Consider the following 21,906-nt stretch of genomic DNA (forward strand, 5'->3'; position numbering starts at 1 on the left):
TACGAGGCTTTCAAACAGCATTCACGTCGCGCCGAAGTTGCGAGTGCTGGTGTCGATTCATTGGTTGCCGAAATACATGCTTTCGCTCGGTATTTTTGTGCGATGGCATTGGGGAAAGAAACAGATAAACAGCTCGGAATGGCATTTAAAGATCTGCGTGAACTCAAAGTCGATGTGGCATATCCGTTTCTGTTGGAACTTTACCATGATTACCAACAGGACAATCTGTCCCAAGATGACTTTCATAGCGCTATTCGGCTGATCGAGGCTTATGTGTTCCGTCGTGCCGTTTGTGCCATCCCCACAAACTCGCTGAACAAGACCTTTGCGACCTTTCACAAATCATTGCAGAAGAACCGTTACCTGGAGAGCGTCAAGGCTCACCTGCTCGGTTTGAAGTCATACCGGCGTTTTCCGAATGACGAAGAGTTCAAAAGGGAACTGGCAGTACGCGATCTCTATAATTTCCGCAGCCGGAGTTACTGGTTACGCCGCCTGGAGAATTTCGAGCGCAAGGAGCGGGTTCCGGTCGACGAATACACGATTGAACACATCATGCCGCAGAATGAGAATCTGTCTGCTAGATGGAAGGATGAGCTAGGTCCGGAATGGAAGCGTGTGCATGAAACCTGGCTGCATACGCTGGGTAACCTGACTCTTACGGGCTACAACTCAGAGTACAGCGACCGAGCTTTCATCGAGAAGCGCGATATGCAGGGCGGATTCAAACAAAGCCCTCTACGGCTCAACGAGGGCCTGGGAGCTGTAGAAGCATGGAATGAGGACTCAATTAAGAATCGGGCCGCCAAGCTGGCCCAGGAAGCGGTGCGGGTTTGGGCGGCTCCGGTATTGCCGGACGAGATCCTCGATACCTACCGCAACGTGGCCGTCAAACCAGAAGCCTACAATCTTGAGGATCACCCTCAACTAGCAAACGGGACCCCAATGCGCGCTCTATTTGAGCAGCTCCGAAAGGAAGTCCAGGCGCTCGACCCGAGCGTCACTGAAGAAGTTCTCAAGCTCTATATAGCGTTCAAAGCCGAGACGAACTTTGTCGATGTGGTCCCGCAAAAGACCCGTTTGCGACTGTCTCTGAATATGCCGTTTCACGAGTTGAGCGATCCGAAAGGGATGGCTCGTGACGTGACCAACCTCGGACGTTGGGGAAATGGCGATGTAGAAGTAGGGTTAAGTGAGGAATCTGAGCTGGCCTATGTAATGGGGCTCATTCGACAGGCGTTCGAAAAGCAGATGGGGAACGATGCTGATTGAGCAGTGGGAACAGCGCCCCGGCAACTGGGGCGGAAAGTAGTGGCTGGACGATCACAATGAGCGAGAGTTCTCCAACAGCGGTCGGGGACTCTCCTGGAGGACTTTCCAATCGCTACACATACCTATCTGATTTGGATAACTTTGAGCCCATTCCATGCGCTCTAATAGGTCGCCTCTTGGAGATATGAGCAGCACATACGCTACTAATCTGGATAAGTTGTCGCCGGAATCCCAGTGCGTGGTTTTTCCAAATCAGGTGGAAACGACGTGCTCTCAGTCCAGTAACCTCCCTGCCAGCACTTCTCCCTCTCTTAAGAGCCTCGAAAAGGACTCTTTGCGCGATTGTTGGTGTAGATGTTTACTAATAGGGCTTGAATGGGGCTCTGAAAGGACCTTTATGGTTGACAATGCTACCGGTATATTATATAAATGATTATTCACTTAATTAAGGTGTGAAGATGTCGAATATTGGCCGTCCAATCAATTATGCTGCTCGTGAAGCGAAAATAGAGCGAATCATTAATGGTGCCATCCAGTGCTTCGTTAAGAAAGGCTTTCACGGGGCTGGAATCGCTGAGATTTCTCGAATGGCTGGCGTTAGTCAAGCTAGCCTCTACCAATATTTTTCCTCAAAAAATGAGTTGATCTTGGAAATCGCCAAGCGATATTTTTCAAGAGACATGGCTGCCCTCAAAAGAGTAGAAAGCGCCGACGACTTTCAAACAGCTCTGGAGAAAGAAGCGCACCTCACCGGTGACACGACCGGAACAATTATGTACTTAGAAATACTCGCGGAATCGTCTAGAAACCCCGAGATAAAGAAGATTGTACTTAATTCAAGCAAGGAGCTTTATGATGTTTCGTGCTCGATGTTTAAAAAGTCACAAGACACGGGCGTAATTAGTAATCACCTAACGCCTGAACAGATAACTCATTTTATTTTCGCATATATTGACGGAATATCCTGCCATATTGCAACGGCTGACGCCGAGTATTCGCCTGACATGTTAAGGCTGTTTATACAAACGCTTTTAAGACCTCGACCTTAGTATTTTCGTTTATAGGACTTCACAAATTGACATCGCTTATTTATATAAATGATCAGTTACATATTTATTATGCACGGGCTAATCGAGTTTTCGTATTAGGCATGCTTATTTGTACTTTACTGCTGTTACAGGGCTGTAGTGAAGAACCGACCCAAACTGCTACAGAAAACGTAAGAGCCGTATCGATTAACAGTGTGGCCGACGATGCTTATGTTAATAGCATTCGTTTTCCAGGAGTGACACAGACAGAAAACCGAAGCCAATTGTCTTTTGGTGTTGATGGTACAGTGAACGACGTTCTCTTCGATATTGGCGCGCAGCTCAACACCGGAGATGTGATGGCTGTTCTGGATCAGGAGCCCTATAGGCTTGCCCTTGAGAGCGCTCGCTCTGAAGCTGAGAAAGCGCGGGTTACATTTGAAGAAGCTAAAACAAATTATGAGCGACTCGTGCGGTTGCGTGAAAATAACTCTGTATCTGAACAGAATTTAGATGCTGCCAGATCGACATACGAAAACGCTCAATCGACGCTCCGTGATGCCCTGGCACAAATCAGGCTTGCAGAGCGAAACCTTTCTAAAACCGCTATCAAGGCACCCTATGATGGGGTCATTTCAAGTCGTAGTGTCGAACCCTTCGAAGAAGTCACTGCAAATCAAGTCGCTTTTACATTTGACGGCATGGAGAAGTTCATCGTTGACTCATCAATTCCCGGTGATCTGGCAGAGTATATATCAAATGACAAAGAACTAGAGATCACAGTGAACTATCGGGGGTCATATTTTAATGCCACCGTCGAGCATTTGGGTGAGCGAGCAAACGAGGGATTAAATTTCCCCGTTAGACTTCGTCTCGACACTTCCCGAGAAAAACGCCCTTTGCCAGGATTAGTGGTTAGCGTCAGTTATCGAATGCCCGACGGAGAAGGCGCGATATTTGTGCCTCACAGTGCTGTTGTTGCTGAGCCTACTGATGGGAATCCTTTTGTTTACCAGTACAACGAAAAAACCGGGAGAGTTAGTAAAGCAGGCATCCGTATTGTTAACGCTGAAGAAGGTGGCTACTGGATTAAAAGTGATCTTCAGAAAGGAGATTCGTATGTTGCTGCGGGTGCTGCCTTTATCAGTGAGGGTCAGAAGGTTCGACCGGCTGAGGAAGTACGATAATGTCTATTACTGCTTTTTCGATAAAAAACAGCCGACTTGTTTTATTTATTTTCATAATACTAACGATCACGGGTCTGGCATTATATCCGGATTACCCTTCTCGGGAGGAGCCCACCTTACCTATCAACCAAACCATCATAACGGCTTACCACCCAGCCTTAGATGTTTATGAGACAGAAGCCCTTATTGCACGACCAATTGAGCGAGCGTTGCGAGAATTAGAAGAAACGAAAAATATTACGACCTCAATAAGGGCAGGAGAAATTTATCTCTCTCTTGAAATAAAAGATGGTACGCCAAGTTATTCGCATGCGTGGCTTAGAGTCAGAGCGAGAATGCACGATGTACTTACTGAGTTGCCGGAGGGGGTATCAGGGCCATTCGTTAATGATAATTACGATGCGGTAGCCGTGATGACAGTAGCGCTAAGTGCAACGGATTATTCTTTTAGAGAGTTGAGGGACAAGGCAAATGAGCTTCGCAATTATCTTTATAGTATTCCAGGGATGGACAAAGTTACGTTGCACGGTGTTGCCGATGAACAGATATCAATAGAACTTAAGCCGTTTGTGGCATCACAGTATGCGCTGAACCCTAATGACATCTTTTTACAACTGAGTAAGAGCAATTCTCTCGGGGAAGTAGCGCGTATCAATTTTGATACTCAGCAAAGCCGAATTTTTGTTGAGAGCAGTTATGACGAACTGGCTGAAGTTAAGGAAACCGTGATATCGCTACCAGACGGATCTATGCTTCCGTTGAAAAATATTGCCGATGTCACCAGGGTTCCGGCTAGACCTCTGAATAGTGCAGCATACCTTGATGGTGATCAGGCCATTGTTGTTGCTGGTTATATGGCGCCTGGGCTTAATATGGTGGATTTTAACAAGCAACTGCGCCGTAAGCTGGACGAATGGGGGAGTGAGCTACCGGTAGGTTACCAAATGAAAACCATCACTGATCAGGGGAAAGTCGTTGATCAAGTGATATCGAAAATGATTTCAACGCTGCTCGAAACTATTCTAGTGGTGACGATCGTCACTGTACTTGCCTTGGGTCTTCGTGCGGGATCTTTGGTGGCACTGGCTGTTCCTGTCACGGGTGTTATCACGTTAGTTTTTCTAAGAATTTTTGGCGTAGAACTCAACGAAGTAAGCATTGCGTCGTTCATCATTGCCTTAGGTATACTCGTTGACAATCCCATGGTCATTGTTGAAGACATCTCAAAAAGGGTAGCGCAAGGCGAGGAGAGAGAGTCGGCTGCTTTATCTGCGGGAAAGACTCTGGGGACGCCCATTCTTATTGCTAGTTTAACCGTGATATTGGCTTTTGCTCCCCCGGTGTTCACTGACAATATTACTGCTATTTATATGCAGACACTAACTATTGTCATTGGTGTGATGCTGCTTGTTTCATGGTTTGTCGCTACGATGTTAACACCAATCATGGCTAAATGGTTTATCAATCAATCGTCCAAGACCCGGGGGATCTCTGGCGGTAAACCTTCCTATGTAATGAACGTAATGTCTTCCTTTTGGGACAAGGTTATTTCGCGTCCGAAGTTGTTTCTAAGTGCTTCGGTTTTAAGTCTTGTAGTGGCATTGTTTGTGTCAAGCACCATCCCAGAGGCGTTCTTCCCGCCTTCAGAACGTTCTCAACTACAGATTTCTGTTGAGCTGCCAGCGAACACGCCAGCGGAACAAACGGCTGCTGTAGCTGAAGAGATGACTCAGTGGCTAAGTAATGATGATCGGTTCCCGGAAATTACAGGTGCAACAGCTTATGTAAGTGAAGGCGGACCGCGCTTTATCCTTGGTTTAAACCCTCCTGAACCAGCACCTCACTCGGCATATTTTGTTGTAAACGTCACCAAAGATACGCTTGTCAGCGAGTTTGTCGATAAACTAAGAGCAGAAATGCCTCCTGAGTATCCTTTTGCCGAACTCGAAATCAACCCGTTCTTTATGGGCTCCACGCCGCCAGGAGAGGCCGCTATTCGTCTTATTGGTAACAAGCAATCGAATATTCTAAAGGCTTCAGATGCTATTCAAGGAGCTCTCAACGAGGTAGAGCACACTATTAACGTAAAGCAAGATTGGGAACGTTCCGTTACGAACTTTCTGGTAAAGGTTGATCGTCCCGCAGCTCTATCCACAGGGGTGACTCGTGAGGATATCTTATTAGCACTCCGTGAACATAGTTTGGGAGAAAATGCCTCAGTACTTCGGGAGGGCGAGTATCAAATTCCAATCGTACTGAGCACGAATTTATCGGAGAATTTATCATTATCTCAATTGGAGAATATCCAAGTATTCCCCGAGTCCTCGTCTAAACCGGTATATCTATCTGATATAGCGATCATTGAAACCAGGCATGATCCGTCACTTATTAAGAAGCGCAACCTAACACCGACGGTCACGGTGACAGCATTGAATCCTTCAATGACATCAAAAGAATTAGTTAACTCCATATCAAACACTATTGATGAAGTAAAAGAGCAATTTGGCGTTCAAGTACAGTTTGGTGGTGAGATTGAAGAAAGTGAAGTTACAGCAGAAGCGATATTTGCTTTCTTACCATTGTGTATCTTAGCAATGATTATACTGTTTATTTATAAGTATAATTCGTTTAGAAAAGTGACAATTATCGTCTTGAGCGTACCTTTTTGTGCCATCGGCTTGCTGCTCGCGCTAGTTATCTTCCGTCTTCCTTTCGATTTTATGGCGAATCTGGCCATATTCGCCTTAATAGGGATTATTGTATCGAATGCTATGTTAATTATTGAGCAGGTCGATATTGAAAAAGAATCGGGGAAATCTGAGCTCGATTCCCTTAAATCGGCTTTGATGGAACGATTTCGTCCAATTATGTTAACCCAAATAACAACGATACTTGGACTTCTTCCGTTACTCATAGCGAATGATCCCTTATGGAGATCGTTTAATGTTGTAATTATGGGCGGACTTATCTCGGGTACCGTGGCATCTTTTATCGTTGTTCCAAGCCTGTATGTACTGTTTTTTAATAAAAAGAGCGCGAACGCGTAGGAACTTTTTCATGAATGAGTTGATGCTTTATGTAAGTGTATTTGTTGGGGCCGCGATTCCGGTTCTGGAAGTGTGGATTGCCGTACCTTTAGGAGTAGTGGCCGGTTTGCCGTGGTTCCCCGCAGCTATGGTTGGCTTTATCGGCAACCTTGTATCTTTACTACCGATTATCTACGCCAGTGAAAAAGTAACTGCTTTTGTCCGCCGTTGGCTAAAAAAATCTGAAACTGATGATATAGCTGAATCCGTACCTGAACGTAAAGACAGAAAACACCGAATTCTTGAAAAGTTCGGTGTTCCTGGCTTAGCTTTTCTTGGTCCTTTTCTTATTGGGGTCCATGCTGCGGCCGCATTTGCTATGGCAATGGGAGCTACAAAACGAAGTGTACTATTTTGGTTTACCTTGTCATTGATTTTTTGTTCGTTGCTCTTCGGCTTTCTAGCGGGAATAGGCATTACCGAAGTGTCAGATGGTAAACAGCTACCATTTTCAGGTTAGTGGCTGATGTAGAAAGTGGTTATCAGTTTCAGTGCATCAAAAAATGCAGCTGATAACGAGCACTGACTTTCACATGTGAAAGACACATAGCTAATTTGATCATAAAATGCGCAAAACCCACTCGCGCAAGCCATAAATTTCCAGTAATGACTTGTTTTTTTTAATTTATTTTGATTTTTATCTATTAATTATCAACAAGTTATCATCCACCCTCGCCTTTGTGCCCTTTAAGGGCAATTCCACGGTTCTCCCCCAAGACGAATATTTCCGATGATTACCCCCGATTGATTCACAAAAAATCAGGAGTAGTCATGAAGAAACAGATAACCACCTCAAAAGAGTGTTTGCTGACCTATGAGGAAGTTTGCACTGTTTTGAAAATGTCACAGGCAACTTTACGGCGCTACGTAAAGCAAGGCCGGTTTCCGGCACCAGTGAAGCCAAATCCCAATGGCCGAGCCGTTCGCTTTCGCTACCAGGATGTAAAAGCGTGGCTGGACAAGCTGTGAGAGGGGCTGCGTGATATGCAATACAAACTGCAAGATGACGGGCTCTATGCCTTATCAGGGGACCATTGGCAGCGTGTCGGTGGCTGGATTCAGGTAATGGCTCGCACCAGGCTAACTGACAAACGGCACGGGCACGGAGCGTTGCTGGAATGGCAGAATTTCGATGGTGTGAAGTTACGCGAGGTCGTGTATGCGCGAGATCTCAACAGTGACAATGCCCGGCAGGTACGGGATATGCTGGTTGATACCGGTTATCCACTGACACCCGGGCAGGCGAGCTGGAGCCGGCTTCAGCACTATCTGTTGGAACAGATGGCTCTGGCCGAACCGGCGACAGTGGTTAATCGAACGGGTTGGCACGGTGGAGTATTTGCCACCAGTAACTGGACGATCGGCTCAGCTGAAGAACCGTACCATTTCGTAGGCCAATTATCAGGCTCTCCGACGTTAGAGGAGTCTGGAAGTCTCAGCGACTGGCAGACTTATGTCGGGCAGCTATGCCGAGGCAATCCATTAGCAATATTCAGCATTGGCACGGCACTGGCGGCGCCACTGATTGCATCTGCTGGGATGGAAAATGGCGCTATCCATCTGGTTGGAACATCGTCGACTGGGAAGACGACCTTGTTGCAATTGGCAGCCAGCGTCTACGGGAACAACCGCTATGTCCGCAGTTGGATCTCAACCAGCAACGGATTAGCGGCAGTCTCCTCAGAGCACAACGACATGCTGCTGCCGTTGGATGAGATCGGTATGGCCCGTCCGGAAGACATCGATACGGCGATATATCAGATCATGAACGGCTCAGGGAAGTTACGCGCAAACGTTTCCGGCGAGCTGGCCGCAACGTCGCACTGGCGAACGCTGGTGTTGAGTAGCGGTGAAGTCTGGATTGCTGAGCTGCTTCAGCAGATCGGTAAACCGTTACGCGCTGGTCAGCAAATACGCCTGGTGGAGCTCCCAGTGTTTGGGACCTACGGTGCGTTCGACGAATTGTATGGTCACAAGCATCCTCAACAATTTGTGGACGAGCTTAAATCGTCTTGTCAGCGCTACCACGGCTCAGTCATTCGGGAGTGGGTTTCGTTACTGACCGAGCGTCACACTGAGCTCAGTCAGTATCTAAATCACGAGGTTGGTCGTTTGAGCGGTGCGTGGTCAAACGATCAGATGGCATCCCAGGTGCAACGTGTCATCCGGCGGTTTGCCTTGATAGGTGCAGCACTTTGTCTCGGAAGCAGAAATTTCATCCTACCATGGTCAGAAGAGGAGTCTCTATCGGCAGTCCACAGAACTCTGAAGGCTTGGTTGGATAATAGAGGCCACTCCAGAAACTCTGAGGAATTCCGGCTTCTCAAAGCGCTGGAGCGGGCAATGAAAGTCTGGGAGCGTAGTCTCAGTGATATTGAACAAGCGAGTGGCCAGGGGGGTGCTGGTTTTCGACGCTCACACGATGGGCGCGAGTTGTGGTTGATCTATAAATCGCACTTCCTGAAGCGGCTCGGGCTGCCGACCCATTACATGAGGGAAGTGGAAGTGCTGTTACAGCGTGACTGCCTGGTAAGTAATGAGCGTTCTCGGGGGACCTACAAAACCAGGGTCAATGGAGATTTACAGCGGTTTTTCGCGCTCAGGCCTGACCAAGTTAGGCGGCAACTTGAAGAGCTGGAGAGGGTTGAACATGAGGACTGACGTGGTGTTCCCAATTTCCCAGTTTTCCCACTTTGGTTATGGCGGTGTAGGGGTAGAGCGATGACAGAAAAAGAAATGTTACAGCGAGTATTGCAGGACATGATGATCCTTAAAAAAATCATTTTAGACCATATCAATGATAGCAAGGCGCCGGAGGCCGACAAGGAGATCATGAGCCTTGAGGAGTGTGCGGAATACACTGGGCTAAAGAAAAGCACCCTGTACCAGCTAACCTCCCAAAAGAAGATCCCTCATTTCAAACCAAATGGTCACCGGATTTTCTTTCGCCGTGCAGATATTCTGAAGTGGCTCCAGTCGAATCGGATTGCGACGGCGGACGAGATCGAAAAGGCGGCTGCTCAGCATCTGGTGAGCCATCGAAGACCAGGACGGCGGAGTGTTTGATGTGGGGCAGGTGTAAAGAGGGGCTTTGAAAGCCCCTCTCGTCACTTAGGCTGCACATTCCCCAACCTCGTCCAGTGTCTCCTCAAATATGTCAGGAAAACTCCTCATGGCCTCTGTACGGCGAGTTTCGAGTATGTCCGCATAGATTTCCGTTGTTCTGAGCTCGCTGTGGCCCAGAAGCCGGGACAACGAGTAGATATCCACACCCCTGGCCAGTTGATTGACCGCAAAGGTGTGCCGTCCGGCATGGAAAGTCACACTCTTGGTGATACCCGCTCGCATGACCCATTGCGCCAATGCAACGTTGGTGTAGGAGTCATACTTCAGACCTTTGAATACGCGATCACCCGGCTTGCCGCGATTCTCCAGGTTTAGCAATCTCACAGCCGAGTCTGGAAGATCCAGGTATTGCAGTGAGTTCCCGGCGTTCACAAGCTTCTTCTGCCGAAAAATGATGCGGTAGTGGCCATCGGCGAATTCCTCTATCTCACCCCAGACCAGCTTGTGGATGTCTGACCAGCGAAGGCCTGTGGTGCAGGAGAAAAGGAAAGCCCGCCGCAGCACTTCATACCGGCATTCGGCTTTGGTTAGAGCCCGGACCTCTTCGAGGGTCAGGTAAGTCCGCTTCGTGTTTTCCGGCTTGATGGACTTGACCTGTTGAACCGGGTTGTCACGGACAATGCCATCCCGATAGGCCTGGTTGAGCGCAGCCCGAACCTTGTTGAAGTAACTGCTGGTCGTGTTCTTGGCCAGTTTGGTACCGGATTTGGTGGTGGCTTCATGCTGAAGGTAGTGCCGGAACCCCTCCAGGAATCGCTTATCGACTTGTTCAAAGGTCAGTTCAGACAAGCCATGGAAGCGGTGCAGGTGATGACGGGTGGAGATCCAGATCGAATGGTTGGATTTGCTTCCGGAAGCTTTCTCGTCAGTCAGTTGATCGAAGTAATCGAAGAAGCTGGCAGAAAGCTTGGTCCGATCATCCAAGCCATGTCGTGACGACTCGATTTCCAACAGCCGCTTTGCCCGGATGGCCTCAGCCTTCTGATTCACGGTCTTGTTGTGCTCACGCTCCGCCGGAAGGCGGGGTTTGTCGTAGAGGAACAGGTTCAGGGGCTCATATGAGCGCTTCTGCGCCCGAGAACCGTTCTGACCCGTCTTGGAACCGTGATAGTAGACCAGTCGCAAGGCACGGTGGCCGTTCTTGTCTGGTTCGCGTTTTTGGATAGTGATTTTCATGTTTTGCTCCTTTTGTGCTCCGAGTGCTCCGAAAACTTATACTCGGAGCACACACGGAGCAAGAGGGGGCAAAACGGATCAAACTGCTTGCAAAGAAATAGAATAAATTTCTTTATAAAACAATGTCTTATTTGTATTTGATTGGATGCTTTTCGATCTTTTTGGCAGTTTCACTTCCCGATACAGAAACTGGAAAAGATTCTGCCCAGCAGGTCGTCAGAGGTAAATGCGCCGGTGATTTCCGACAGGCTTTGCTGGACCAGCCGCAGTTCTTCGGCGAGTAACTCTCCGGCCTGAAATTCCCGCAGTTGCTGCTCGCCTTCTTGGAGGTGCTGCTGGGCGGTCTCCAGTGCTTCGATATGACGGCGGCGGGCGATATAGGGGCTGTCGCCGTCTTCAAAGCCAACACAATTTTTCAGATGTTCCCGCAGCAGTTCAATACCGTCGCCCTGCTTCGCGCTGAGGTAGAGTCGTGGTGGTTCGCCCTCTTCCTCTCTCGGCGTCTGTCCGCTGAGATCGCATTTGTTGAAAATCAGGCTGAGTTTTCCGTCGTTGGCGTGAGCTTGGAACGCCTCCGGTATGCTGGCGTTGTCGCTCTGGTTGCTGTCCACAATCAACAGAATGCGGTCGGCCTTGTCGATTTCCTGCCAGGCGCGGCGAATGCCCTCCTGTTCTACCGGATCATCGCTGTCGCGGAGACCGGCCGTATCGATGATGTGCAGTGGCATACCGTCGATAAGAATATTTTCGCGCAGAACATCCCGCGTGGTGCCTGCAATATCCGTGACGATGGCCGATTCTCTCCCGGCCAAGGCGTTGAGCAGGCTGGATTTACCGGCATTCGGCTTGCCGGCGATGACAACGGTCATACCATCGCGCATCAGGCTACCCTGTCGAGCGGACGCCCTTACCCGGTCCAATTGGTGTTTGATGTTGTCGAGGTCGTCGGCGATGCGACGATCGCTGATAAAATCGATCTCCTCTTCGGGAAAGTCGATGGCGGCCTCAACATAGATGCGCAGCACGGTAACGGCTTCCACCAGTTGATCAATTTCGCGGCTGAAGGCGCCGTCCAGCGATCGCATGGCCTGACGGGCGGCCTGTTCTGACGCGCTGTCGATCAGATCAGCAATGGCTTCTGCCTGGGTCAGGTCAATTTTATTGTTGAGGAAGGCGCGTTCGGAGAACTCTCCGGGGCGGGCCATGCGCGCGCCAGAGCGAAGACAGGCTTTCAGCAGCCGATCCATAATTACCGGGCCACCGTGACCCTGGAGTTCCAGCACGTCTTCGCCGGTAAAAGAATTGGGGCCTGGAAAGTAGAGCGCAAGGCCCTGATCGATCACATCGGTCTGGCCGTCGAGCACTTCCCGGAAGTGGGCAAAATGGGCGCGGCGTGGTTCCGGTGCCCGGCTCATCAGCGCCTGGGCAATGCGAAGAGCGTCGGGGCCGGAAATACGCACGATGCCGACGCCGCCCTTGCCGGGAGGCGTGGCAATGGCGGCGATGGTATCGCTGCGGCTCATAATCAGCGGGTCGAAAGACCGGCTTTTTCAATGCGCCGCGTGATGATGTATTGCTGCACAATCGACAGGGTGTTGTTGACGACCCAGTACAGCACCAGACCTGCAGGGAAGAACAGGAAGAAGAAGGTGAACACAATGGGCATCCATTGCATGATCTTCGCCTGCATCGGGTCAGCCGGTGGCGGATTAAGCTTCTGCTGTATGAACATGGAGACGCCCATGATCAGCGGCAGAATAAAGTAAGGGTCCATCGCCGAGAGGTCGTTAATCCACAGCATAAATGGGGCGTGGCGAAGCTCTACACTCTCCATCAATACCCAGTAGAGCGCAATGAACACGGGCATTTGCACCAGCATGGGTAGGCAGCCGCCAATGGGATTGATCTTTTCTTTTTTATACAACTCCATCATGGCCTGGGATTGCTTTTGACGGTCGTCGGCGTAGCGTTCGCGCAATTCCATGAGTTTGGGCTGAACACGGCGCATATTGGCCATTGAGGTAAAGGCTTTGGCGTTGAGCTGGAAGAAGGCGATCTTCACCATCAGCGTCAGTACGATAATCGACCAGCCCCAGTTGCCGAACACACCGTGGATTTTTGTCAGCAGCCAGAACAGGGGTTGGGCAATCCACCACAGCCAGCCGTAATCCACGGTCAACTCGAGGCCGGGGGATATTTCTTCCAGTCGATACTGGTCTTTGGGGCCGATATAAATAGCGGCGTCGATGTCACCCTGCGTGCCTGCTGCCACGCTGGTTGCGGGGGAGGTAAAGCGGGCAATGTTCATGTCGTTGCTGGTGACAACGGTATTGAAGCGGTTGCTGGCCGATTGGTCGGGTACCCACGCACTCACAAAATAGTGCTGGATGATCGCGATCCAGCCCCCTTCCATTTCTTCCTTAACAGGCTTGTCGCGCAGTTTTTGGAAGGGACGCTTATTGTAGGGGTCTTCGCTGGTGGCGTAGGCCACGCCGATAAACGGCTTCATGGCGAACAGACCGTCGTTATTGACACTGGGGTCAGCGCTGTTGCCGCGCTTCAGTTGGCCGAACAGTTGCGCAGAGAACGGCTCAGTAGAGCGGTTATCGATCAGGTATTTCATGCCGATCAGATAGTCACCGCGCTGGAGGGTAAAGCGTTTGATAATGCTGATGTCGTCACTGTAGGCGTAGTGAAGGTCAATGCTCACACTGTCTTCACCGTCGGCGAGAGTCAGGTTTTCCTCGGCGGCGCGGAAGCGGGGGCGGCCATCAGCGGTATCCGTGGCATTTTTGCCGATCAAGCCGCTCTGGGCGGTGAAGCGGCGGCGCTGGTTGTTCTCCAGCAGGACAAAGGCATCGTCTGATTCGAGGCCGTCTTTGTGCTCAAGCATGGCGGCGTACACAATGTCGCCGCCTTGAAGGTCAATTTTCAGATCCAGCACATCGCTTTTCAGCGTCACATAGCGGGCGTTACTGGCGGTGCCGCTCGAGAGCTCAGGCATTGCCTCGGCCACATCATCGTGTGCCGCGGGCAGCTCGCCGTTGGCCTCGGTGGATGGCAGGTCCGCTGCCGGCTCAGAGGTGTTTGTATCAACATCGGCGGCGGCCGCCAGCGGCGCGTTCGGTGAAACGTCGAAGTTTTTCCACTCGACGAGCAGCATCACCGATAAGGCGGCGATAGCGGCAATAAGAAGGTAGCGCTGAATATCAATCATTGCTTGATAGCCTTGGTGGAATTGGAATGGTTGTCGCAGTGCGGACAGGGTGGAACCGGATCATAGCCACCGGGGTGGAAGGGGTGGCAGCGCCCGATGCGGCGCACACTGAGCCAGGTGCCTCGCAAGGCGCCGTGGCGGGAGATGGCTTCGGCAGCGTAGTGTGAACACGTGGGATAGAAACGGCAGTGCGGTGCCATCAGCGGACTGATGCACAGCCGGTAAAACGTAATGCAGGCAATTAATAGGCGCTGCAAGGCGTCAGTCCTCTCGCTGGCGAAGCTGCTTCTCGGCGCATTTTTCAAGCTGTCGCCACAACTGCTTGCAGCAGCGGTGAAGCTCGGCGTTGTCGAGTTGGTCTACTCCCCGACGAGCCAGCACAATAACATCGATACCGGGCAATCGCGACCGCTGTAGGCGGAAGCTTTCTCGAATAATGCGCTTTACGCGATTGCGTTGAACGGCAAGGCGCACATTCTTTTTGGCAATCACTAAGCCCAGACGCGGGTGATCCAGACCATTATTGTTGGCGAGAAACAGCAGCTCGGCGGTCGAGACCTTCAGACGAGAATGATCAAAGACCGCCTGGTAATCGCCGGCATTGAGTAGTCGCAGTGATTTATCAAAGCAGAAGTCCACTGCAATACCAGCATTACCTGCGTGATGGATTAGGCTGACAGTACGGCGCGGCCTTTGGCACGACGACGGTTGATCACCTTGCGGCCGTTTTTGGTTGCCATACGAGCGCGGAAACCGTGAGTACGGGCGCGTTTCAGGTTGCTGGGTTGAAAAGTTCTTTTGCTCATCGTTCTGTCCGTTCGTGGTGTCGGATTCGCCAGGAGCACCTCGTGCTTGCTGACGCCAGACCGGAAGCCGGGCCTGGGCGGCAAAAAATCGGATCGCGAATTTTAGTGGAGGGCTGAGGGAATAGCAATGCCTGCAGAGCCTTTAATTTTGCGGCCTGCGGGGTTTCTGCAAGAGACTGGGCAGCGCCCGTGCTACTCAGAATATCGCCTTGTCACATGCTTTGCACATTGTATCCACAGGGAGGTCACAGAGTTATCCACATTTCTGTTGGTGTCTTCGTTGGTGAGCGCCTTTTTGTTACTATATCTCATTGAAAAAATAGTCTTTTTTTGTTTGTTCTTGCTGTTGATAAAATCAAGATAAGTGTGGATAACCCCATTGCTTGGGCGTAGAATCAGCGGTCTGCTCTGGGGTTTTCAGGGCATTGAGGATGCCGGGTTGGCATGTAACCGAATGAGACCAGCCCGACCGGCCCTATCGCGGTGATTGTTAGGCCCTTTGATTATTGGTCGCAGGGCTCACGGCGGGGTCTATCGTGGATATAAGAAAGTAGGAGCGAAATTTTGTCTGAGGGTACATGGCAGCGTTGCGTCGGTCATTTGCAAGAAGAACTGCCAGCTCAGCAATTTAACACTTGGATTCGTCCGTTGCGGCTTGAAGTTGGCGACGGCTGGATCCGCTTGCTGGCACCAAACCGCTTCGTGCGCGATTGGGTCAATGACCGTTTCTTTGCACGTATTCGGGAGCTGGTATCGGAGTTTTCTCCCGAAGAAATGCCTATCAATATTGAGCTTGCAGTCGCTGATCGTCAGCCGCCGCCGGTCTCTGTGCCCCCCTCTCCCCCGGTGACCACAGCGCTAGCGTCGACACCTGGTGCGGCGATGGCACCCCCAGCATCTGTTCAGGAGGAATTTATAGAGGATCCCGGATACCGTGAACCGGAGCCTGTTGTTGCAAGCTCGCCCGTCGCGCCGGCAGTCCAGCGCCAGGTCGAGGTTGAGGGGGGGATCCGTCACCAGAGCTCCCTGATGGATGCCTATACGTTTGAAACCTTTGTGGAAGGCAAATCCAACCAGTTGGCGAGAGCTGCTGCCAGTCAGGTTGCGGAAAATCCCGGGCGAGCCTATAACCCTTTGTTCTTATATGGCGGTGTCGGTCTGGGTAAAACGCATTTGATGCACGCAGTGGGCAATTCACTGATGCAGCAAAACCCCAATGCCCGCGTAGTCTATCTGCACTCTGAGCGCTTTGTGGCCGACATGGTGAAGGCGCTACAGCTTAATGCGATCAATGAATTCAAGCGGTACTACCGGTCGGTGGACGCGCTGCTCATTGACGATATTCAGTTCTTCTCTGGCAAGGAGCGATCTCAGGAAGAGTTTTTCCACACCTTTAATGCCCTGTTGGAGGGTGGTCAGCAGATGATTTTGACCTGCGATCGCTATCCCAAGGAGATAAAGGGTTTGGAGGAGCGCCTGAAATCGCGCTTTGGTTGGGGGCTCACTGTAGCGGTGGAGCCGCCGGAGCTTGAGACCCGAGTGGCGATTCTGTTGAAGAAGGCCGAGCAAGAGAAGATCGCCCTACCCTCCGACGCGGCTTTCTTTATTGCGCAGCGTGTTCGTTCCAATGTGCGGGAGCTGGAAGGTGTGCTGAAGCGAGTGATTGCCAGCTCACGGTTCATGGCGCGCCCCATTGATATTCCGCTGATTAAGGAATCCCTCAAAGATTTGCTTGCCTTGCAGGATAAACAGGTGAGTCTCGATAATATTCAGCGGACGGTGGCGGAGTATTACAAGATCAAGATTTCTGATCTGATGTCAAAGCGGCGCAGTCGTTCGGTGGCGCGGCCCCGTCAGTTGGCCATGGCGCTGTCAAAAGAGCTGACGAACCATAGCTTGCCGGAAATTGGCGAGGGATTTGGTGGTCGGGACCACACCACAGTGCTTCATGCCTGCCGGAAAATCAAAGAGTTGCGCGATAGCGATGGTGACATTCGCGAGGACTACAAGAATTTGATCCGGCTGCTGACAACATGATGTTTTTAATGCACTTTTTGTAATAAAGTGTAGAGATTCCAGCTTTTTCACCAGCGCAGCTCGGCGCTTGGCGGTCAATACGAATAACGGGACGATAGACGATGAAATTTTCCATATCCAGGGACGCCCTCATCAAACCCCTGAACCTAGTAGCCGGTGTGGTGGAGCGCCGCCAGACCCTTCCCATTCTCGCCAATGTGCAGCTAGTGCTGGATGGTCAACAACTTTCACTGACAGGGACGGACCTTGAGGTAGAGCTGATCGGTCGCGTTGATCTGGGTGAAGCGTCAGCGGGCCTGGAAGCTGGCGAAATTACTGTTCCTGCCAAAAAGCTGGTGGATATTTGTAAAGCGCTGCCTGATGGAGCGGTTATTGATGTCAGCCAAGACGAACAGAAGCTGATCATCAAGTCCGGCCGCAGCCGGTTTCAGCTGTCCACTCTTCCCGCCAGTGATTTCCCCAGTGTTGAACAAGGACACGGGGGGCAGCGTTTTACCCTCAAGCAAGGCGATCTTAAGCGTCTGATTGAGCGTACCAGTTTTGCGATGGCTCAGCAGGATGTCCGTTATTACCTCAATGGAATGCTGTTCGAAGTGAGCAACGGGATGTTGCGGGTGGTGGCCACTGACGGGCATCGCCTGGCTATGGCTAGCCTCAAAGGTGATATTAATGTCAGCAACACGGCTCAGGTCATTCTCCCGAGGAAAGGCGTTATCGAGTTGGGCAGGCTGCTCATCAATGAAAATGAAGAAGCCGAGTTATTCGTGGGCAGTAATCATATTCGAGTTGTCACGCCGGAGTTCACGTTTACGTCCAAGTTGATCGACGGCAAGTTTCCGGATTATGAGCGTGTGTTGCCACGCGGTGGTAGCAAGGTGGTTCTCGGTAGCCGTGCTGATCTCAAACAGGCATTTGCGCGCACAGCGATTTTGTCGAACGAAAAATACCGCGGCATCCGCCTTTTGCTGACTTCTGGCAACCTGCAGATTGTGGCTAACAACCCCGAGCAGGAAGAAGCCGAAGAAATCGTAGCCGTGGACTACGAGGGCGATAGCCTGGAAATCGGCTTCAACGTGAGCTATCTGCTGGACGTGCTGTCTGCGATCAATAGCGAATCGGTGAAGTTCACCATGTCTGATTCCAATAGCTCGGCGTTGGTCGAAGAAGCCGAAAACAGCGACAGCCAGTACGTTGTTATGCCGATGAGGCTGTAATGCCAGCGATTGCGACCCGCAATAACGTCAATCGGCTGTCTTCGGGCAGCCGTTTTTGTATCGTAGCCCTTCTATTTTCATGTTGATCCGTGAGTTGCATCTGTCTCACTTCCGCAATCTGGCACAAGCCAGTTTGGAAGATCTGGATCAGTTCAATTTAATCCATGGCCGTAATGGCAGTGGGAAAACCTCTATCCTTGAGGCGATTCATATGCTTTCGTTGACGCGATCGTTTCGGTCACGGCAGGTGGAAAGCATCATCCAGTTTGAGTCGCCAGCATTGGTCGTCCGCGCGTTGCTTGATTCGGGGGGAGACCGCCGGAATCTCGGTATTCAACGGGGGAAGGATAAGTCGCTGGTGCTTAAATACGGCGGCGAGCGATTGCGCTCCTTTACCGACCTTTCCGGTCTGTTGCCGGTTCAGTTGATCAATCCCGATAGTTTTATGTTGCTGGAGGGCTCCCCAGCAGTGAGGCGCCAGTTTTTGGACTGGTCAGTGTTCCACGTGAAACATCTAGGCTTTTATCAGGAGTGGAGTCGTTACAGAAAGGCGTTGAAACAGCGAAATGCCCTCCTCAGACGTGGTAAACTATCCCCTTCCATGCTGGCGCCCTGGGAAGAAGAAATCGCGCTGACAGGGGCTAAAATTACGGCCATGCGCAGGCGGCAGTTCGAGTTGACGGAAAAGGCGTATCAGGCAATTTCCGCCGAGTTGCTGGCAAGCTTGGGTGACGCGTCTTTCCAGGGGCATGATGTTTCCTTGTCGATGCGCTTTTCGCCCGGCTGGGATGATCGCGAGGGTGAAGGCGGTGAAAGTGCTCTCCTCCAGATTTTGGAGCAGGCTCGGGAGCAGGATGCCAGGCAGGGGTTTACCCGAGTTGGGCCTCATCGTGCCGATATCCGCTTTTCCATGAGCGGTTTGCCCGCTCAGGATGTGTTATCCAGAGGGCAGATAAAAACCGTTGTTTGTGCGTTGAAATTGGCGCAGGCGAAGATGTTGATCGCCGAGGGTTTGGATGTGGCGCTGCTGCTGGATGACCTCCCGGCTGAGCTGGACAGACAGCGTAGAGCTGCTCTGTTTTCGGTGGTGTCCCAGTTGGGCGCGCAGGTTTTTGCAACATCCATAGATGAGTCCGATCTGGACGAGGCGTGGTTTGCTTGCGCTGAAAAAGTGAAAAGGTTTCACGTGGAACATTGCTGTCGAGGCAATGCCGAGGCAGAAAAATAGGCTTGCTGCAGGGCAAGGCGCTGGTGTTAGAGGCAAAGAATGACTGACGAAAACAAAAACTACGACTCCTCAAGTATCAAGGTGCTTAAAGGTCTGGACGCAGTAAGAAAGCGGCCAGGTATGTACATCGGTGACACCGACGACGGAACCGGGCTCCACCATATGGTGTTTGAGGTCGTCGATAACTCCATTGACGAAGCCCTGGCCGGTTACTGCAGCAAAATACAAATTACCATTCACCCCGATGAATCTATTACGGTAAGCGATGATGGCCGTGGTATTCCGACTGAAATTCACGAAGAAGGGGTTTCAGCAGCCGAAGTAATCATGACCGTTCTGCACGCAGGCGGTAAGTTTGATGACAATACCTACAAAGTGTCCGGTGGTCTTCACGGCGTCGGGGTGTCGGTGGTCAATGCCTTGTCAGAAGAGCTGCGTCTGACTATCCGCCGCGGTGGCAAGGTTCATGAGCAAATTTACAAACACGGCGTCCCTCAAGCTCCACTGGAGGTGATTGGCGATACTGAGCGCAGCGGTACCGAAGTGCGCTTTAAGCCGAGTAAAGAAACATTCACCAACATCGAGTTTCATTTTGACTACCTTGCCAAGCGGATTCGTGAGCTGGCTTTCCTTAACTCCGGCATCAACATTGAGCTTCACGACGAGCGCAGCGGTGAAAAGGAAACCTTCTGTTACGAAGGTGGCTTGAGTGCCTTTGTTGGCTACCTGAACAACAATAAGTCGGCGATTAACAATGTCTTCCATTTCAATACCGAAGCCGATGGCATTGGTGTCGAAGTCGCATTGCAGTGGAATGATAGCTTTCAGGAAAACATCTTCTGCTACACCAACAATATTCCCCAGCGGGATGGGGGTACGCACCTTGCGGGCTTCCGTGCTGGCCTGACTCGCAATCTCAACAACTACATTGAAAGCGAGGGCCTGGCTAAAAAGGCCAAGGTCTCAACGACCGGTGATGACGCGCGTGAAGGTCTGACGGCCGTGATTTCGGTGAAAGTCCCCGACCCGAAATTCTCTTCTCAAACCAAAGACAAGCTGGTTTCCAGTGAGGTGAAGACAGTTGTCGAGCAGGCGATGGCGGCTAAATTTGGCGATTTCCTGCTGGAAAGTCCGAATGAAGCCAAGCAAATTGTGCAGAAAATGCTGGATGCCGCCCGTGCAAGGGAAGCCGCCCGTAAAGCCCGCGAGATGACTCGACGCAAAGGGGCTCTGGATATTGCCGGGCTGCCTGGGAAGCTGGCTGACTGTCAGGAAAAAGACCCTGCCCTATCAGAACTGTACCTGGTGGAGGGTGACTCGGCCGGTGGTTCAGCCAAACAAGGCCGTGATCGGCGAACGCAGGCCATTTTGCCACTCAAAGGTAAAATCCTTAATGTTGAAAAAGCCCGCTTCGATAAGATGCTGTCCTCCGCCGAGGTGGGCACCATCGTTACCGCGCTGGGCTGCGGTATTGGTAAAGAAGAGTTTAATCTGGAAAAGCTTCGCTACCACCAGATTATTATCATGACGGATGCGGATGTCGACGGCTCCCACATTCGCACACTGCTGCTCACCTTTTTCTTCAGACAGATGCCTGAGCTGATCGAAAATGGCTATGTGTATATTGCTCAGCCCCCCTTGTATAAAATTGGTCGCGGCAAGCAACACCAGTACCTGAAAGACGAAGGGGCATTGGCGAACTATTTGACGCAAAACGCCCTGGAAGGTGCCTCACTGTATGTGAATCCCGATGCAGCGCCGATCAGTGGTGCGGGATTGGAAACCCTGGTTAACAGCTATCGTAAAGTTGAGGATATTACTCAGCGGCTGTCGCGCATCTATCCTGCTCGCTTGTTGCGCGAATTGGTTCATCTGCCAACGGTAACACCGGAGCAGCTTTCTGATAGAAGCGCGATGGATAGCTGGGCAACCGCGATGGCTGAAATGACGGTAGAGCTGGAAGCCCGCGATGCGCAGCACCGCTACGACGTGCGGATTGTGGAAGACGCCGAACTGCAGATTTTTGTGCCTGAAGTGCAGATTACTTCGCACGGAGTGAGCACTAACTATCGATTTGGGCGAGACCTGTTCAAGTCCGCAGACTACCAGGCTATTGCTGAACTGGGAGAAAGCCTGAAGGGGCTGCTCGAAGAAGGCGCCTACATCAAGCGTGGTGAGCGAACTCAGGAAGTCGAGTCGTTTGACGAGGTGATGCAGTGGTTGATGGCTCAGGCGGAGCGCGGCGTGAACATTCAGCGCTATAAAGGTCTGGGAGAAATGAATCCGGATCAGCTCTGGGAAACCACTATGGACCCGGATGCCCGCCGCATGCTGCGTGTCACGATTGAGGATGCGATTGCCGCTGATCAGATATTCACTTGTCTGATGGGCGATCAAGTAGAGCCTCGTCGGGACTTCATCGAAAGCAATGCACTGAAGGTGGCCAACCTCGACGTGTAATGCTGACATCTGTCTGTCCCGTCCTGACATAGGTTGTCAGGTTTCAAGGAGCCGCTTCCGTATAGGAGG

The 21,906-nt window shown here is 51.2% G+C and carries 18 protein-coding genes; 12 read left to right on the top strand and 6 right to left on the bottom strand.

All coding sequences use genetic code 11. From position 1 onward, the window contains the following. The 8 genes from AC5DB9_RS14970 to AC5DB9_RS15005 form a co-directional block, all read left to right on the top strand. Window positions 1-1,272: GmrSD restriction endonuclease domain-containing protein (locus AC5DB9_RS14970; RefSeq protein WP_491732073.1), on the top strand; the 1,272-nt coding region annotated here is incomplete at its 5' end. A gap of 458 nt (window positions 1,273-1,730) precedes the next feature. Further along, a complete protein-coding gene (locus AC5DB9_RS14975) occupies window positions 1,731-2,321 on the top strand; it encodes a TetR/AcrR family transcriptional regulator (RefSeq protein ID WP_104417159.1) in 591 nt (196 codons plus the stop codon). 26 nt (window positions 2,322-2,347) lie between these two features. Further along, on the top strand, window positions 2,348-3,487 hold the full coding sequence (locus tag AC5DB9_RS14980) for an efflux RND transporter periplasmic adaptor subunit (RefSeq protein WP_104417158.1): 1,140 nt from the start codon (window positions 2,348-2,350) through the stop codon (window positions 3,485-3,487). Further along, window positions 3,487-6,534, top strand: coding sequence for an efflux RND transporter permease subunit (locus tag AC5DB9_RS14985; protein ID WP_104417157.1), 3,048 nt, complete (start codon window positions 3,487-3,489; stop codon window positions 6,532-6,534). Before AC5DB9_RS14980 ends, AC5DB9_RS14985 begins: the two co-directional genes overlap by 1 nt. 10 nt (window positions 6,535-6,544) lie before the next feature. Further along, the gene (locus AC5DB9_RS14990; RefSeq protein WP_165794770.1) at window positions 6,545-7,033 is read left to right on the top strand and encodes a small multi-drug export protein; all 489 of its coding nucleotides are present in this window, start codon (window positions 6,545-6,547) and stop codon (window positions 7,031-7,033) included. Between the two features lie 311 nt (window positions 7,034-7,344). Continuing rightward, window positions 7,345-7,542 carry a helix-turn-helix transcriptional regulator gene (locus AC5DB9_RS14995; protein ID WP_104417155.1) on the top strand — a complete coding sequence of 66 codons (198 nt, stop codon included), beginning with the start codon at window positions 7,345-7,347 and terminating at the stop codon, window positions 7,540-7,542. Between the two features lie 15 nt (window positions 7,543-7,557). After that, window positions 7,558-9,234, top strand: a complete 1,677-nt coding sequence (locus AC5DB9_RS15000; RefSeq protein ID WP_491732074.1) for a DUF927 domain-containing protein — start codon at window positions 7,558-7,560, stop codon at window positions 9,232-9,234. Between the two features lie 60 nt (window positions 9,235-9,294). After that, window positions 9,295-9,639, top strand: a complete 345-nt coding sequence (locus AC5DB9_RS15005) for a helix-turn-helix transcriptional regulator (protein ID WP_104417153.1) — start codon at window positions 9,295-9,297, stop codon at window positions 9,637-9,639. A 45-nt stretch (window positions 9,640-9,684) separates the two neighbouring features. On the opposite strand, the gene AC5DB9_RS15010 is transcribed toward AC5DB9_RS15005, so the two are convergent. The 6 genes from AC5DB9_RS15010 to rpmH form a co-directional block, all read right to left on the bottom strand. After that, on the bottom strand, window positions 9,685-10,875 hold the full coding sequence (locus AC5DB9_RS15010) for a site-specific integrase (RefSeq protein WP_104417152.1): 1,191 nt from the start codon (window positions 10,873-10,875) through the stop codon (window positions 9,685-9,687). A gap of 170 nt (window positions 10,876-11,045) precedes the next feature. Then, a complete protein-coding gene (mnmE, locus tag AC5DB9_RS15015) occupies window positions 11,046-12,398 on the bottom strand; it encodes a tRNA uridine-5-carboxymethylaminomethyl(34) synthesis GTPase MnmE (protein ID WP_273009611.1) in 1,353 nt (450 codons plus the stop codon). Between the two features lie 2 nt (window positions 12,399-12,400). Beyond that, a complete protein-coding gene (gene yidC, locus AC5DB9_RS15020) occupies window positions 12,401-14,092 on the bottom strand; it encodes a membrane protein insertase YidC (protein WP_273009608.1) in 1,692 nt (563 codons plus the stop codon). Further along, a complete protein-coding gene (gene yidD, locus AC5DB9_RS15025; protein ID WP_211218299.1) occupies window positions 14,089-14,349 on the bottom strand; it encodes a membrane protein insertion efficiency factor YidD in 261 nt (86 codons plus the stop codon). The genes yidC and yidD overlap by 4 nt, the downstream gene beginning before the upstream one ends. 4 nt (window positions 14,350-14,353) lie before the next feature. Further along, on the bottom strand, window positions 14,354-14,731 hold the full coding sequence (rnpA, locus tag AC5DB9_RS15030; RefSeq protein ID WP_273009605.1) for a ribonuclease P protein component: 378 nt from the start codon (window positions 14,729-14,731) through the stop codon (window positions 14,354-14,356). A gap of 29 nt (window positions 14,732-14,760) precedes the next feature. Further along, entirely contained in the window at window positions 14,761-14,898 is a 138-nt protein-coding gene (rpmH, locus tag AC5DB9_RS15035; protein ID WP_022958905.1) for a 50S ribosomal protein L34, read from the bottom strand. A 600-nt stretch (window positions 14,899-15,498) separates the two neighbouring features. On the opposite strand from rpmH, the gene dnaA reads away from it, so the two are divergent. The 4 genes from dnaA to gyrB all read left to right on the top strand — a co-directional run bounded on the left by dnaA (window position 15,499) and on the right by gyrB (window position 21,837). After that, the gene (gene dnaA / locus AC5DB9_RS15040; protein WP_414711654.1) at window positions 15,499-16,935 is read left to right on the top strand and encodes a chromosomal replication initiator protein DnaA; all 1,437 of its coding nucleotides are present in this window, start codon (window positions 15,499-15,501) and stop codon (window positions 16,933-16,935) included. A gap of 101 nt (window positions 16,936-17,036) precedes the next feature. Continuing rightward, the gene (gene dnaN, locus AC5DB9_RS15045; protein WP_273009600.1) at window positions 17,037-18,149 is read left to right on the top strand and encodes a DNA polymerase III subunit beta; all 1,113 of its coding nucleotides are present in this window, start codon (window positions 17,037-17,039) and stop codon (window positions 18,147-18,149) included. A gap of 55 nt (window positions 18,150-18,204) precedes the next feature. Continuing rightward, window positions 18,205-19,377 (top strand): DNA replication/repair protein RecF, encoded by a 1,173-nt coding sequence (gene recF, locus AC5DB9_RS15050; RefSeq protein WP_286846412.1) that lies wholly within the window; start codon window positions 18,205-18,207, stop codon window positions 19,375-19,377. Window positions 19,378-19,416: 39 nt separating this feature from the next. Continuing rightward, on the top strand, window positions 19,417-21,837 hold the full coding sequence (gene gyrB / locus AC5DB9_RS15055) for a DNA topoisomerase (ATP-hydrolyzing) subunit B (protein WP_273009596.1): 2,421 nt from the start codon (window positions 19,417-19,419) through the stop codon (window positions 21,835-21,837). The last annotated feature ends 69 nt before the right edge of the window (window positions 21,838-21,906 follow it).

The organism is Spongiibacter sp., assembly GCF_984394615.1.

Excerpts from the sequence above, each read along its gene's own strand:
- AC5DB9_RS14975 (WP_104417159.1), top strand. The coding sequence starts at position 1,731 with ATGTCGAATATTGGCCGTCCAATCAATTATGCTGCTCGTGAAGCGAAA.
- AC5DB9_RS14985 (WP_104417157.1), top strand. The coding sequence starts at position 3,487 with ATGTCTATTACTGCTTTTTCGATAAAAAACAGCCGACTTGTTTTATTT.
- AC5DB9_RS14990 (WP_165794770.1), top strand. The coding sequence starts at position 6,545 with ATGAATGAGTTGATGCTTTATGTAAGTGTATTTGTTGGGGCCGCGATT.
- AC5DB9_RS14995 (WP_104417155.1), top strand. The coding sequence starts at position 7,345 with ATGAAGAAACAGATAACCACCTCAAAAGAGTGTTTGCTGACCTATGAG.
- AC5DB9_RS15000 (WP_491732074.1), top strand. The coding sequence starts at position 7,558 with ATGCAATACAAACTGCAAGATGACGGGCTCTATGCCTTATCAGGGGAC.
- AC5DB9_RS15005 (WP_104417153.1), top strand. The coding sequence starts at position 9,295 with ATGACAGAAAAAGAAATGTTACAGCGAGTATTGCAGGACATGATGATC.
- AC5DB9_RS15010 (WP_104417152.1), bottom strand. The coding sequence starts at position 10,875 with ATGAAAATCACTATCCAAAAACGCGAACCAGACAAGAACGGCCACCGT.
- mnmE (WP_273009611.1), bottom strand. The coding sequence starts at position 12,398 with ATGAGCCGCAGCGATACCATCGCCGCCATTGCCACGCCTCCCGGCAAG.
- yidC (WP_273009608.1), bottom strand. The coding sequence starts at position 14,092 with ATGATTGATATTCAGCGCTACCTTCTTATTGCCGCTATCGCCGCCTTA.
- rpmH (WP_022958905.1), bottom strand. The coding sequence starts at position 14,898 with ATGAGCAAAAGAACTTTTCAACCCAGCAACCTGAAACGCGCCCGTACT.
- dnaN (WP_273009600.1), top strand. The coding sequence starts at position 17,037 with ATGAAATTTTCCATATCCAGGGACGCCCTCATCAAACCCCTGAACCTA.
- gyrB (WP_273009596.1), top strand. The coding sequence starts at position 19,417 with ATGACTGACGAAAACAAAAACTACGACTCCTCAAGTATCAAGGTGCTT.